General features: G+C 61.0%; 12 protein-coding genes. 6 read left to right on the forward strand and 6 right to left on the reverse strand.

What is annotated here, in order from left to right:
- Positions 1-33 precede the first annotated feature (33 nt).
- Positions 34-1410, reverse strand: a complete 1377-nt coding sequence (locus tag EWR20_RS00065) for an MFS transporter (protein WP_129358193.1) — start codon at positions 1408-1410, stop codon at positions 34-36.
- 327 nt (positions 1411-1737) lie between these two features.
- Here EWR20_RS00065 and EWR20_RS00070 point away from each other — a divergent pair, with 327 nt between their 5' ends.
- Positions 1738-3039, forward strand: coding sequence for a PhoH family protein (locus EWR20_RS00070; protein ID WP_165000901.1), 1302 nt, complete (start codon positions 1738-1740; stop codon positions 3037-3039).
- A 140-nt stretch (positions 3040-3179) separates the two neighbouring features.
- Here the strand turns inward: EWR20_RS00070 and EWR20_RS00075 are convergent, their stop codons facing one another.
- Positions 3180-4004, reverse strand: coding sequence for a GH25 family lysozyme (locus EWR20_RS00075; RefSeq protein ID WP_165000902.1), 825 nt, complete (start codon positions 4002-4004; stop codon positions 3180-3182).
- Between the two features lie 363 nt (positions 4005-4367).
- Between EWR20_RS00075 and EWR20_RS00080 the strand changes: the two genes are divergently transcribed.
- Together EWR20_RS00080 and EWR20_RS00085 are read left to right on the forward strand one after the other, a co-directional pair.
- Positions 4368-4832, forward strand: coding sequence for an SRPBCC family protein (locus tag EWR20_RS00080; RefSeq protein WP_129358195.1), 465 nt, complete (start codon positions 4368-4370; stop codon positions 4830-4832).
- 268 nt (positions 4833-5100) lie between these two features.
- Positions 5101-5544 carry an N-acetylmuramoyl-L-alanine amidase gene (locus EWR20_RS00085; RefSeq protein WP_129358196.1) on the forward strand — a complete coding sequence of 148 codons (444 nt, stop codon included), beginning with the start codon at positions 5101-5103 and terminating at the stop codon, positions 5542-5544.
- A gap of 110 nt (positions 5545-5654) precedes the next feature.
- On the opposite strand, the gene EWR20_RS00090 is transcribed toward EWR20_RS00085, so the two are convergent.
- Positions 5655-6770, reverse strand: coding sequence for a helix-turn-helix domain-containing protein (locus EWR20_RS00090; protein ID WP_165000903.1), 1116 nt, complete (start codon positions 6768-6770; stop codon positions 5655-5657).
- Positions 6771-6873: 103 nt separating this feature from the next.
- On the opposite strand from EWR20_RS00090, the gene EWR20_RS00095 reads away from it, so the two are divergent.
- From EWR20_RS00095 to EWR20_RS00105, 3 genes are read left to right on the forward strand one after another with little or no spacing between them, the layout of a single operon-like run.
- Entirely contained in the window at positions 6874-8217 is a 1344-nt protein-coding gene (locus EWR20_RS00095) for an MFS transporter (RefSeq protein ID WP_129358198.1), read from the forward strand.
- Positions 8218-8240: 23 nt separating this feature from the next.
- Entirely contained in the window at positions 8241-9551 is a 1311-nt protein-coding gene (locus EWR20_RS00100) for a M20 family metallo-hydrolase (RefSeq protein WP_129358199.1), read from the forward strand.
- Positions 9548-11182: an amidohydrolase gene (locus tag EWR20_RS00105; protein WP_129358200.1), complete on the forward strand. Its 1635-nt coding sequence runs from the start codon at positions 9548-9550 to the stop codon at positions 11180-11182. The genes EWR20_RS00100 and EWR20_RS00105 overlap by 4 nt, the downstream gene beginning before the upstream one ends.
- A 53-nt stretch (positions 11183-11235) precedes the next feature.
- Here the strand turns inward: EWR20_RS00105 and EWR20_RS00110 are convergent, their stop codons facing one another.
- The 3 genes from EWR20_RS00110 to EWR20_RS00120 all read right to left on the reverse strand — a co-directional run bounded on the left by EWR20_RS00110 (position 11236) and on the right by EWR20_RS00120 (position 13607).
- Entirely contained in the window at positions 11236-11781 is a 546-nt protein-coding gene (locus EWR20_RS00110) for a YbaK/EbsC family protein (protein WP_129358201.1), read from the reverse strand.
- A gap of 73 nt (positions 11782-11854) precedes the next feature.
- Positions 11855-12496 (reverse strand): response regulator transcription factor, encoded by a 642-nt coding sequence (locus tag EWR20_RS00115; protein WP_129358202.1) that lies wholly within the window; start codon positions 12494-12496, stop codon positions 11855-11857.
- On the reverse strand, positions 12489-13607 hold the full coding sequence (locus EWR20_RS00120) for a sensor histidine kinase (RefSeq protein WP_129358203.1): 1119 nt from the start codon (positions 13605-13607) through the stop codon (positions 12489-12491). The genes EWR20_RS00115 and EWR20_RS00120 overlap by 8 nt, the downstream gene beginning before the upstream one ends.
- Positions 13608-13610 lie beyond the last annotated feature (3 nt).

Raw genomic sequence — 13610 nt, forward strand, 5'->3', positions numbered from 1 at the left:
ATGACGTGGGGGTCTACCTACCCCGGCCCCCGGTCAGGGCTCCCGGGAACCCGATTTCACGGCGTCCTCCGTGCGCCGCGAGGGCGCCGCGTAGGCGCTGCCCTCGGGGTTCTCGAGGGTCGAATGCTTGCGGTTGTCGTGCATCGCAATCACTGCAATCAGGCCGAGCACGGCCATGACGACCACGTACCAAGGGAAGACCCCGCCAAACCCGTGGTCTTTCATGAACAGAGCGACGTACTCGGCCGAACCGCCGAACAACGAGTTGGCGATCGCGTAGGTGAATCCGACGCCGAGCCCACGGATATGGGCCGGGAACATCTCCGCTTTCACGACGCCCGAGATCGAGGTGTACAGGCTGACGAAGATCATGGCGATCACGATGAATACGCCGGACATGAAAATGGAGCTCTGAGAGCCGATCAGGGTCAACAGCGGAACCGGAAGAACGACCATGGCGATCACGAAGATCAGCATGGAATTCTTGCGCCCGATCTTGTCAGAGAGCGCGCCCGCAAGGGGTTGCATGATGATGAAGAGCAAGAGGCAGATCGTCATCGTGTCGGCGGCTTGCCCCTTTTCGAAGCCGTTGGTGTTAATCAGGTACTTCTGCATGTACGTCGTGAATACGTAGAAGACCAGCGAGCCGATGCTCGTGATACCGAAAACGACCCAGAAGGCTCGCGGGTGGCGGAACACCTCGAGCAGACTTCCGGACCCCGCGGCATTGCGGTCGGAAGACGACGTCGTCTCGGTCAGACCCGACCGAAGCCAGAGCGAGACGATCGCGGCCACGGCACCGATCACGAAGGGCAGTCGCCACCAGCCCGCGCTGATCTTGTCATCACCCATGGTGTGGGTCATGATCACCGCGAGCAGACTTGCCAGCAGCTGCCCGCCCACAAGGGTCACGTACTGGAAGGACGAGAAGAAACCGCGCTTGCCGGAGGTGGCGACCTCGGACATGAAGGTCGCCGTCGAACCATACTCCCCGCCGACTGAAATCCCTTGGACACAACGGACGACGGTCAGCAGAACGGGCGCCAGTGCTCCCACGGTTTCGGCGGTCGGAAGAACGGCCATACCCAATGAACCGGCGCACATGAGGAGGATCGACGACAGCATGGATGCCTTGCGTCCATACCGGTCGGAGACTCGACCGAAAATGTAGCCGCCGAGAGGGCGCATCAGGAATCCGACGAAGAATACACCGGCCGTGCTCATGAATGCCCCGGTTTCACCGGCATTCGCGAAGAACTGTTGGGCGAAGTAGACACTGAAGAAGGAGTAGACGTAGAAGTCGAACCACTCCACGAGGTTTCCGCTGGAAGCGGCGAGAATCGACTTGACGGTATGCCACGTCGAGGCAGGTCGATCCTCCTGAACTTCTTCTGGTCGGTACGACGCCATTCTGCGTTCCCTTCTCCGGTGCGCGGTGAGATTGCCCGATGCAATTGATCGCCTCAGAATACATTCGCTGAGATGTGGATCATAGTCGGCTACTGGATATTTCCCGCTTCCGGAAGCCTGAACGTCCGTGGGGCGCGGTGTCGGGATTCATCGTCCATTCACGCAAACGTCATCGCGTTCAGGAGTGTTGCGGGCCGATTGCACTCTTGCCGGACCCTAGGTTGAGAGTAGTCGGCACGCGCCGACTCGGGGTTTCGGCCTCGACCCGGGAAAGGAGAGGCCGATCGCCGCAGGCGCCCCGTTGACGACGTCGAAGGGGAACTCACTGTGAGCTCGTCCATCACCACTTATGTTCTTGATACCTCGGTCCTTCTCTCTGATCCGAGTGCAATGTTGCGGTTCGACGAGCACGAGGTCGTGATTCCACTTGTGGTTGTCTCGGAGCTCGAGGGGAAACGGCATCACCTGGAGCTTGGCTATACGGCTCGCAAGGCCCTGAGGATTCTGGACGATCTCCGCGATGAATACGGACGATTGGACCGTGAGATCCCAGTCGGGGATGCCGGTGGGACCCTGCGCGTTGAACTCAATCACGTGGCCACGTCCCAGTTGCCCGTGGCTTTCGATCGGTCCGAGAACGACACACGGATCATCGCGGTCGCCCGCAACCTGCAGGCGGAAGGGTCGGACGTCGTCGTGGTGACCAAGGATGTTCCGATGCGAGTGAAAGCCGCCGCGATCGGGCTGGCAGCGGAACAGTATTTGGCTGAGCAGGCTGTGGACTCGGGTTTCACGGGTCTGTCCGAGATCCACCTCGATGAGGACGAGATCGACCATCTGTACAAATCCGGATCGCTCGAGAGCGACAAGGTTGCCGGGGAAGTGATGAACACGGGGCTGATCCTCACCTCCACCAAGGGGTCGGCGCTGGGTCGCGTCGTGGAGCCGGAAACCATCGCCTTGATCCAAGGTGACCAGCAGGCATTCGGCATCGGTGGGCGTTCGGCGGAGCAACGCATCGCGATCGACATGCTGCTCGACGAATCGGTGGGCATTGTGAGCTTGGGCGGGCGCGCCGGCACGGGAAAATCGGCGCTCGCTCTCATGGCCGGGCTCGAGGCCGTTCTGGAGAAAGGCACTCACCAGAAAATCACGGTGTTCCGCCCGTTGTATGCCGTCGGCGGGCAGAATCTCGGATACTTACCAGGCTCGGAAGGAGACAAAATGAATCCTTGGGCCGAGGCCGTATTCGATACGCTGGGCGCTCTGGTCAGCAAGAACGTTGTTGACGAGGTCGTGGAACGGGACATGTTGGAAGTCCTGCCCCTGACCCACATCCGGGGTCGTTCACTTCATGACACGTTTGTGATCGTCGATGAGGCGCAGTCCTTGGAACGAACGGTTCTGCTCACCGTCCTTTCTCGGCTCGGCGAGAATTCCCGGGTAGTTCTGACCCACGACGTCGCCCAGAGCGACAACCTGCGCGTCGGCCGTCACGATGGCATCACGGCCGTAATCGACCGACTCAAGGGGCATCGCTTATTCGGCCACATCACCCTGAACAGGTCCGAGCGCTCCGAGATTGCGGATTTGGTGACGAACGTACTGGAGGAAAGCGAGCTGGTGTAGACGGCTCCGGCACGGACCTGGGCGCCCCCACCCGAAATTCCACGCCGGGATGAGCCGAGAAAGACTCACGTCCCCTGTTCTTGGCCGCATCGGCCGTTGGTGACCTCAACACGGTTGGGCACAGTCCCACAGGGGATTAGTTACCCGAGCGGGACCTGCTGCTTCGAAGCAGAACCGACGGGAGTGTAACCGGGGTTAGTTGCGAGGTCCTCAAGCTTGGCCTTCGATCCATTGAACCGGCTGCGATCGGCCACGCTGCCCGCACTGCTCTCGGTGTGCTGCCAGAAGTCGTAGTCTGACCAAGCGGCAGGAACCTCGCCCGAGGTCTTGCTTCCCCACTTGGCAATCATGAGCGGACTGTCAGTGAAGGCCGTCGTATCGCCGACGCACTGATTCCACCATGCATTCGTCGTATAGATGATGGGGGCACGGCCAGTCTCGGATTTGTACTCACTCGTGAAGTCTTGAATCCACGACGTCATTTCGGACGTCGAGAGGTGGTAGCACTGTTCTTCGGCCGTATTGGCGCTCGGTGTGGATTCGACGTCGAGCATTCCCGGCAAGGTCGTACCGTCGTTGGTCCACTTGCCTCCGTGCTCGATGAAGAAGCTGGCCTGGGTCGCCCCACTGCTGTCGCCGGGGCGAGCGAAGTGATAGGCCCCCTTATAAAGACCGGCATTTTCGATGTCCTTGTATTGCTGATCGAATGCCGGGGAAGACCAGTCCCCGTCGGTCGCTTGAGCTTGGCCGTACTGAACGCCCGCGGAAGCAACGTCGCCCCAGGGATAGTCAGTTCCTTGATTGACGGAAATATCCCGACCCTGAATACCCGTGGTGGGACCGGCCGACGATGCGGCCTCGGCGGCCGGGGCCGCGAGGGTCGTCAAGCCCAGCAAGACCGCGGTCGTCGCGATGACGCCAGCGGCTTCCTTGTGCTTGAAACGTCCTAAAACGCCCTGCGTCATCCTTCTCGTGCCCGATTCGAACATCCTGTACCTCAATATGCGGTGTCGAGTGTGTCCATGGCCGCCAGAGGAGCCGTGGTGACCCTCCCGACGAACGCCTTGAGTGGCCATCCAATAACGGATAGGCCGAACAAGGTGCCGGGCACGACCGTATGGTAATTCGCCGTGATATGTCCATAGACACACCGAAAGATTTACTTTTGAAATGAGTGTCCGCTATCAAGCGATCCCCGGAATCGGGCGGTGTACGTAAAAGTTGCAGGATATGTTCGACGAGGTTCATTCGATGGGCCATCATTATTTTGCGAATATTAATCGATAACCAAGCGGTTTCGGATCCGCATGAAGCACTAGACTGCACCCATGACATATAAGCTCTCCGATTCGATCCATATCGACGAGTCACCCGCCGAAATCTACGACCTCATCTCGGATGTCACCCGGACCGGTGAATGGAGCCAGCAGTGCTATCGGTGCGACTGGGACGGTCCTGGCAGACACGACGTCGGTGCAACCTTTACAGGGCACAACCGCACCCCAGAACGAGAGTGGACGACCACGTCCGAAGTCGTCATCGCCGAACCGGGACAACACTTCGCGTGGGAGGTCATTCCAGCCCGCGCCCGCTGGGGATACACCATTTCACCAGAGGGCGAAGGGAGTGTTCTCACCGAATATACAGTTTTCTCCGAAGAAACAGAGGCGAATTTTCTCCATCGTTTCGGAGAGGAGGCCGAACGTCAGATCGAGATACGCCAAGAAGCGGCCGCGGCAGGAATACCCGAGACTCTGAAAACGATCAAGAGAATCGCGGAGCAAAGCAAATAGTGCCGCACGAGCGCTACCTTTTGTGAAAAATTCCACTTGTTGTTGCGTCATACACAACGGGCGTTTTGAAGTAGTGAAGCCGAAAACGTACCTTGCCGATATGGAATTATCGAGACGTAATGTGCTCTCGCTGACCGCGGCTGCAACTGCGGCAACCGGAGCAGCACTCATCACCGCACCCGCGGCCCAGGCCGCACCGACATCGACCAACAAAACAATGGAATCCAAGCGGCCGCTCAGCTGCCCTATGGGGAAGGGGAAATAATCCATGGCAGCCATTCAGGTCAGCTCGCCGAATTTCACCGAAGGCCGGGAAGGCACCTCGGTGGATCGCATCGTCATCCACTACATCGTGGGGACCCTTGCGGCAGCGGACGCAACGTTCGCCGACCCCAACTCGGGCGTCAGCGCCCACTATGGCATCGGCGAAGGCGAGATCCATCAATTCGTCGACGAAGCGGACACCGCCTGGCACGCCGGGGATTGGAATTTCAATCTTCGCAGCATCGGCATCGAGCACTCGGCCGACCCCAACCGCGCGCCCACACAAGACACCTACAACCAGTCGATCAATCTCTGTGCAACCATCTGCCGCACCTACGGGCTCGATCCCCAGTCGCAGATCGTTCCCCATAGCTTCGTCGTCTCCACCGACTGCCCCGGCACCGTGGACATCCAGGCGATTCGCGACGGCGTCTCGGCCATCTTGTAAGCAACCGGGCCTCTCGCCCACCCTCGAATCGCGGGTTCGCAATGTGGTGGGCCCATGCGACGACCTGCGGAAGCGGACCTTTGGTGCCGACTCGCAGGAGAGCGGGGTCCTCAGCCCCAAGCGATGACCAACTGTGCGGCCTGCTCCGGAATTCCGGGGTCGATTCCGGTCAGTTCACGAAACCGGTTGAGATGATTCTGAACCGTATTGCGATGGCACGGAATCGCTACGGCCGCCTCCGCAACCGAGCCCGATGAAAGGTACTGACGCACCGTCATCGCAATGCGTGCCGCCTCGCCCCGTCGTGCTCGGCGCAACCCTGCCTCGATCTGCTCAGCCAGATCGAGGCCTATACTCTCGAGGCCGCGCCGAGCAACGCGAGGCCACGCACGCTCCGGCGTGACGGCGCCAGCGTCGTCCACGGCCACGACTTCCGCGATGCGCTGGGCCAGACGAAGCTTGGAGCGGACCCCTTCCAGTCCCACCAGATTATCCAGCACGGCACAAGGCACTCGTGACACCCTGTCACGGACGTCGTCGAGACGAGCAGGGAAAATCAGAACCGCATAGCCCTCGAAATTCACCAGGTGAACCGGCAGCGCCGACCGAAGCGCGGTGGACAGGACTCCACGGAGTTCGCGGCCGACCTCACCCACCGCGACGCACAGAACCAGCGGCTCTCCGACGTCGAATCCGACCATGCGCGAGGCCTGCCGCATGGCTTCGGCCCCACCATCCCGACTGAGTGCCTGCGTCAGGTATTCCTGACGCAAAACCGATTCCTCCCTGACCTCCCGCTCGCTCTGTTCAAGGTATGCGCGGTAGACACCGTTGGCGTAATCTTCAACGGCTCGCCACAAGGGCTCGGCCAGATCCACCAGAACTTCAGTGTCGTGAGGCTGGCAAAGCCTCTTGAGAAGTTCCCACAGCACCGTGAAGTCCAGGCGTACCGCCGTCAGAAGCGGATCTAGATGCACGCCCTGGCCACGACGACGCATCACGAGTTCGCGCGCCGTATCCACAAGCAGCCCGGCGCTCTCAGGAGCATCCGTAAAGATCTGATCAATCAAGGCCGCAAAGCTTTCGCGCGCCGTAGCCCGTATGTCTTCGACGTGAACCAGACCGTCCCGATAATCCTGTAATTCCAGGACACGATCGACATACGTCTCGACGCTGCCCTCCACATGGAGTTCCAGCTCGGCCAAGATCTTCTCATTTTTGGTCATATGCACATCATATGACCCAAAAGGTGAGGCATTTTGTTCTTCATTTGGGCTTTTCCACCTGTAATACTGGTCACTATTATCCGCACCCAACCGAGGACATACCATGAGTACCCCTCAGAACGTAGAGAGTCTTCCTCTGAAGGACGAAGGGGAATTCTCGACGACGCTCTCCGAGAAAGAGGCACGAAAAGTCACCTTCGGTGCCCTGATCGGCACGGCCCTCGAATGGTACGACTTCTTTCTGTTCAACACGGCAGCCGCCCTGGTCTTCAACGTGCAGTTCTTCACCAACGATGACCCGGTGGCCGCTACCCTGAGTTCTTTCGCCACCTTGGCCGTCGGATTCCTGGCACGGCCGTTAGGCGGCATGATCTTCGGTTCGCTCGGGGACAAGGTCGGACGCCGGACCGTCATGCTGATCACCGTGACCGGAATCGGGATCGCGACGGCGATCATCGGCCTCCTGCCCACGTACATGACCATCGGGGTTTTCGCTCCCGTGCTCCTGGTCGTCTTGAGGTTCCTCCAGGGAATCTTCGTCGGCGGCGAGTGGTCCGGGGCCATGACCATCGCGATCGAAAACGCCCCTCCGGAGAGCAAAGCCAAACTCTCCGCGATCCCGCAGATCGGTTCGCCCATCGGGACCATTCTGGCCTCGGGCGGATTCTTTCTCGTCTCGACGTTCCTGAGCCAGGACAACTTCGATTCTTTCGGATGGCGCATCCCCTTCCTCGTGGCCATTCCTTTGCTTCTGCTCGCGGTCGTGATGCGGCGACGACTGGACGAATCCCCCGCGTTCCGCGAGATCAAGGATTCCGGAAGGGCTGAAAACGCCCCGTTGAGAACCGTCTGGAAGAACTCCTGGCTTCAGATCTTCGTCGGTGCAGGTGCGGCCTTCCTCGGTGTAGGCGGCTTCTACCTGATCACGACCTTCGTGGTCTCCTACGGCAAGCAACAGCTTGGTCTCTCACCCAGCTTGTTGCTCTTCGGCTCGATTTTCGCCGCGGCGGTGGAAATCGTCGTCCTGATCACCGGCGGAAATCTCGGCTCCCGGTTCGGCGCGAGCAAGGTGATCATTTGGGGCGGAGTCGCCTCGATCCTTCTCGCATTCCCGACCTTCCTGCTGGTGCAAACCCGGCAACCCATCCTTGTGGTCCTCGGCATGACGTTGGGAGTGGCCGCACTGTCCTACCCGTACGCAACGTCGGGAGCGGTTCTCAGCGCGTTGTTCCCGCTGACCACCCGTTTGTCGGGCATGGCAATGGCACAGAATCTCTCCGGGGTGGCTTCCGGCTTCGTACCCCTGATCGCTACAGCGGTGGTCGCCATGGCCGGTAACGCTTGGTGGCCCGCGGCAGTGTTGCTCATCGTCATTTCCGCCATTTCGGCAGTGTGCGGCGCTTGGGCTCCTCGGCTGAGCCAGAAAATCACCGGCTACCTCCACTAAGAAGACCCGTACGAAAGGACAGCATGTCACCGCAGCCTTCCCTCACCGTTCACGACCTGACCGACGACCGCTTTCTGGCGGACTTCCGTTCCATGAGCGCGCACGGGGCCACGCCCGCCGGTGGTGTGCACCGTGAAGCCGGGACGCAGGCCGACACCGCAAATCGCCATTGGTTCCACGGCTTGCTGGAGGGGTACGGCGCAACCGTCGTGTACGACGAAATCGGTAATCAATTCGGTTTGTGGGAGCTCAATCCCGGCCAGCCTTACGTGCTCGTGGGATCCCACCTTGATTCCCAGCCCTTCGGCGGCCGTTTCGATGGTGCGTACGGGGTCCTCTGCGGAGCCCACGCGTGCGCCAGGCTGTCTCTCCAGGTACATGCGGGCGACGTCGCCCCGCCACGGCACAACGTAGCCGTCGTGAACTGGTTCAACGAGGAAGGCAGCCGATTCAAACCATCCATGATGGGTAGCTCCGTCTTCACCGGAAAGAGCTCTGCGGAAGAGATGCTCGCGGTCGAAGACGGAGAAGGAGTCACAGTACGCGAGACCCTTGAGGCGATGGAATTGCCGAATCGCGGGAAACTCCCCTTGTCACAGTTCCGGAGTTATGCCGAGATCCACATCGAACAGGGCAAGGACATGGACGAGCAGGGCTACACCATCGGCGTGGTCGAGAAGACGTGGGGTGCCCGCAAGTACGTATTGAAGGTACATGGGTTCCAGTCCCACACCGGATCCACACTATTGGAAGACCGGCAGGATGCTCTCTACGGCGCGGCACTGATCATTACCCGCATCCGGCAGATAGGGGAGAAATACACGAGCCCCCAGAGCCCCCTCGTGACGTCGTGCGGTCAGTTGAACGTCATTCCCAACTCCCCGGTCGTTGTCGCGCAGGGAGCCGAACTTTTGGTGGACCTGAGGTGCGGGCTGGAGTCAATCCTTCAGGAAGCCGACCAAGAATTCCGAGAAGCCCTTCGCGAGATCGAAGATCTTGCCCACGTCGAGATCGAATTGCAGGGTTCGCATGCATGGCAGGAACAGGCGTACACGCCCGAAGGCGTAACTCTTGCCGAGTCCATCGCCCGTCAGCTCGACCTTCCCGTAGTCCGCACTCAGACTAGGGCCGGCCACGACTCGACGAACGTCAAGGACGTGCTTCCGACCGTCATGCTTTTTGTCCCTTCGTACAAGGGCATTTCCCACAATGAACTCGAATTCACGGAGGACGAGGACATGGTTGCGGGTCTGCGAATGTTTGCCGAAACCCTCAGGACCATGGCGACCTCCCCACTCGAAAGCGGTGTCGAGAAAGGTGATTCAGTCGCATGAAACTCGATCTCCTCGTGACCAACGCCCGAATCATCACGATGGACCCGGCCCGCCCCGCCGCCCGATCAATGGGCGTGTGGCAAGGGAAGATCGTTGGCTTCGATGATGATCTCCGCCTCGAGGACCATCTTCGGGAAATCGATCTCGGCGGGGCGACCGTGGTCCCCGGCTTCATCGACGCCCACTGCCACACAGCGTGGTTCGGGCAGACGCTCGTGGGACTCGATTGCTCGCGGGCGACGTCCTGGCAGGAGGTCTACCGGGAAATCCACGAGCGGTCTCATCAGCTCAAGCCCAACGAGTGGATTCTGGGGGCCGGTCTGACGCCTTCGAATCTGTCCGGAAGCCGCGACCTCGGGGACCTCGACCGCGCCGCCGGTAACCACCCCCTTTATCTTCGCCATACCTCGGGGCACGCATTGACTACCAACAGTGAAGGTCTCAGGCGCGCTGGATTCTTCGACGGAGGTTTCAACGCGCCCGGTGGTGGAGGCATACCCACCGATGAGGCCGGCAACCCGACCGGTTTGGTCGAGGAGAACGCTCAAGAATGTATCCAGGACCTTCTCAAGCCGTACCCGGAAGAGATGATCGTAGAAAGCCTTGACCTCGCTACTCGTCGCTACGCGAGCGAAGGCATCACCAGTTTCACCGACGCCGGCATCGGTCTGGGGTGGATCGGGCATTCTCCCCTCGAGTTCGCCGCATACCAGACCGCTGTGGATAGCGGACGGCTTCACGCGAGGGCACAGGTCATGCCGGTCATGGACACTTTGCGCGAGCTTCCGGTTGCGGGTGAACTCGGACCGTCTGAATCGCGTCCCCGTCGAGGGCTGGACTTGGGAATTCGCACTGGGAGCGGGAGCGACCGGCTGAGCCTCGGACCGGTCAAGATCTTCTCCGACGGCTCGCTCCTGGGCGAAACATCGGCCATGCACGAAGCATTGTGCGGGGGGCGTCATTCTCGGGGTGAGTTCCTCATCCCACCGGAGCGTCTCCAGGAAGTGGCCGAAGAGGCTTATACGGCGGGATGGTCGCTGGCGATTCATGCCATCGGCGACAGGGCAGTGGATGTGGCCATGGACGTCATCGACCGTTGCCAGACGGAACACGGTTCGCGGCGCGTGCGGAACCGAATCGAGCACGTGGGGTTGACGAGCCCCGATCAGGTCCGGCGTCTGGCCCGATTGAATATTGCCGTGACGCCCCAAGCTGCCTTCATCGGGGCTTTGGGGGATCACATGAGCACCCTCGTAGGACCCAATAAAACCGGTTGGTTGTACCGCGGGAAATCGCTCACGGACGCGGGCGTGTGCGTCGCGGGCAGCTCGGACCGTCCCGTGGCGGACGGACGGCCTCTCCTCGGTATCCAACGCGCCGTGGACAGGACAACTGACAGTGGCGTCGTCGTCGGTCCGGAGGAACGTTTGAATCCGTACCAGGCGCTGAAGACCTATACGGTCAACGCGGCGGAGGCCACGGGATTCGGTGAATCCCGCGGTCGGCTGGCACCTGGATTCGACGCCGACTTCGCGGTTCTCAGCGAGAGCCCTCTGGGTGCGGAATCCATCGTGGACATCGACGTGTTGGCCACGTACGTGAGTGGCGAAGAGACCTATTCGACGTCGTAAGACGCGGCGACGCTCTTCGAGTGACTATCCGCCCACGGGTAAGGGGCGCTTGGTCACTTCGGAGACGACACGGCCAGGTCCAAAACCTCCGCACCCGGAAGTTCTGCCAATTCCGACCCCGGGACGAGGAGTTTCGACCCTCGAACGCCCCCACCGATCACCACGAGAGGCGATTCTGCGACCCTGCGATCGACCAGTATCTTCCAGTCCGCAGGCAATCCTACCGGCGTAATGCCACCTGAGGTCATACCGGTGGCTTCTTCGGTCGAGCTCTGATCCGCGAAGGAAACCTTCCTCGCATCCAGGTGCTTCCGGACCGTCTTGTTGACGTCGGCCCGATCGGTCGCAAGCACGATCACGGCGGCGTCGGTCGTTGTTTCGCCGCGCTTTCCCCGCACAATCACGCAGTTCGCGGACGCTTCCGGGGCGACGTCGTAAGCATCACAGAATTCGGCGGTATCCGCTAGTTCTTCACTGATCGACGCGACTTCGGCGTGGGGCACGGCCCCGGCTCGGACCGCATCGGCCACGGGCGGCGCCACGAGTTCCAGGGTCTCGACGAGCGAATTCCACTTCAGGTTTCCTTGCGGTGTTGCCATGCGGCCATTCTAGGGATCCGCCGGGTTGAGTCCGTCCGCATGAACGCGAAAGAATTTGCGTGACGGCTCCGTTCTATCGCCCCTGCTCGTTGGCCCGGCCCGTGGCAAGCGCGATCGCGTGAGCCCGGTTTCGCGCACCGAGCTTGCTGAACACCGCATTGGTATAGGACTTGACCGTCCCGACGGTGAGAAAAAGTTCCTGGGCTATCTCAGCGTTGTTCTTCCCGTCGACCATACGCTCGAGCACCTCGGCCTCCCGCGACGTCAGGCTGGGGAAACGATCGCGCGGGCTCGTTCTCGGGGAGAAGGAACCCGCGATTTTCTCGCCGATCTCACGGGCGAAGGTAACCTGCCCACTCGCGGCAGTGCGGATCGCGGCGGCAACCTCCTGCCTGCTTGCGTCCTTGGTGAGGTATCCGCGAGCACCACTTGCCAGGGCGCCTGCGATCGAGGAATCGTCGGCGAAAGTCGTCAGCACCAGCACCGCAACCTCCGGGTGCGAGTCCCTCAGACGTGCGGTCGCGCCGGCCCCATCCATTTCTGGCATGCGCAGGTCCATGAGTACGACGTCCGGGCTTTCCTCGTCGACGAGTTCGAGCGCCCGAACCCCGTTCTCGGCCTGCCCGACGACGTCGATGTCCTCGGTCAATCCGAGAACGGTCACCAGGCCGTCTCTGACGATGGCCTGGTCATCGACCACGAGCACCTTAATCATGGGGAACCTCCACGGTAGCGACGAACGGATTCCCTTCATCGATCGTCAGGCGCCCACCGATGGCTTCCGCACGCTCGCGCACTCCCTGGAGCCCGAATCCGCCGCCTGTTGACGTCTGGACGCGGAGGGTTCTCGGGGTGGATACGGACAGACGATAGTGGGCATCGTCGCGGGCAAGGCGGACATGAGCCGTCTCTCCCGGTGCGTAACGCCTGGCATTGGTCAGGAACTCTTGGAGCCCCCTCGAGAATACTTCGTTGGCCTGGGAGGAAAGGTCCTGGGTCGGTTCAAGGTCGACCGTCACGGAACCTCCCATATCGCGGTGCGCTTTGATGTTCGATTCGATCCCGTGGTCAAGATCGGCCATCGGTTCCCTCAATGCAGCAACCGCGCGCCTGGCTTCTTCTAGACCCGAGCTCGCCAGGGTCCGTGCTTGGACTGAACGGGCGATCGCGGCTTCGTATTTTCCCGACTCGAGCTCTGCACTGAGCGCATCGAGTTGGATGGTCAGCCCGCCCAGGCTGTGAGCGAGCACGTCATGAAGGTCTCGCGCAATCGCTGTCCGTTCCTCGACGGCCGCGCTGCGGGCTCTCTCCTGAGCTGCCGCCAAACGATCCTCCAGGGACGCCCGCTCCGCCGCCTCAACCGCGTCGGATTGTCGACGCAACAGGCCGAAGAGGAAAACGAGGAGAAGGCCGGCAAGGCACCCTATGCTGCTGACGACGTCGGCTTTGTCCCCCAGGGCGCCGAGGGCGAGACCCAGAATTCCCAGACAGAGGCCGGCCGTCCCGCGCTTGATCGGAATCTGCGAGTCCCGCGTCAGCACCAGCATTCCCGAAATGGCTGGGATGGCGCCAATGACGCTGGTGGCCGGACCGGCGAAGGCGCCGAGGACGATCATGACCCAGGCAAGCCAGACGAACGTTCGGCTTGCGCGTCGGGTCAACGCCACCTGGAGGATCCACAGAGCTAGGGCAACGATCCCCAAGCTGGCCGGGAATACCTGGTCGCCTCGTGCTATCTGAAGAACAAGAATAAAAACCCACGCCGAGCCCATCAGGCCTACCGCAACAATGCGCGCCGGCGGGCTCCGATGGCTCTCTGGGTACATGCT

The sequence above is a fragment of the Rothia uropygioeca genome (assembly GCF_004136585.1).
In the GTDB taxonomy this organism is placed as follows: domain Bacteria; phylum Actinomycetota; class Actinomycetes; order Actinomycetales; family Micrococcaceae; genus Rothia.

Excerpts from the sequence above, each read along its gene's own strand:
- EWR20_RS00075 (WP_165000902.1), bottom strand. The coding sequence starts at position 4,004 with ATGACGCAGGGCGTTTTAGGACGTTTCAAGCACAAGGAAGCCGCTGGC.
- EWR20_RS00100 (WP_129358199.1), top strand. The coding sequence starts at position 8,241 with ATGTCACCGCAGCCTTCCCTCACCGTTCACGACCTGACCGACGACCGC.
- EWR20_RS00065 (WP_129358193.1), bottom strand. The coding sequence starts at position 1,410 with ATGGCGTCGTACCGACCAGAAGAAGTTCAGGAGGATCGACCTGCCTCG.
- EWR20_RS00080 (WP_129358195.1), top strand. The coding sequence starts at position 4,368 with ATGACATATAAGCTCTCCGATTCGATCCATATCGACGAGTCACCCGCC.
- EWR20_RS00085 (WP_129358196.1), top strand. The coding sequence starts at position 5,101 with ATGGCAGCCATTCAGGTCAGCTCGCCGAATTTCACCGAAGGCCGGGAA.
- EWR20_RS00110 (WP_129358201.1), bottom strand. The coding sequence starts at position 11,781 with ATGGCAACACCGCAAGGAAACCTGAAGTGGAATTCGCTCGTCGAGACC.
- EWR20_RS00105 (WP_129358200.1), top strand. The coding sequence starts at position 9,548 with ATGAAACTCGATCTCCTCGTGACCAACGCCCGAATCATCACGATGGAC.
- EWR20_RS00090 (WP_165000903.1), bottom strand. The coding sequence starts at position 6,770 with ATGACCAAAAATGAGAAGATCTTGGCCGAGCTGGAACTCCATGTGGAG.
- EWR20_RS00120 (WP_129358203.1), bottom strand. The coding sequence starts at position 13,607 with ATGTACCCAGAGAGCCATCGGAGCCCGCCGGCGCGCATTGTTGCGGTA.
- EWR20_RS00095 (WP_129358198.1), top strand. The coding sequence starts at position 6,874 with ATGAGTACCCCTCAGAACGTAGAGAGTCTTCCTCTGAAGGACGAAGGG.
- EWR20_RS00115 (WP_129358202.1), bottom strand. The coding sequence starts at position 12,496 with ATGATTAAGGTGCTCGTGGTCGATGACCAGGCCATCGTCAGAGACGGC.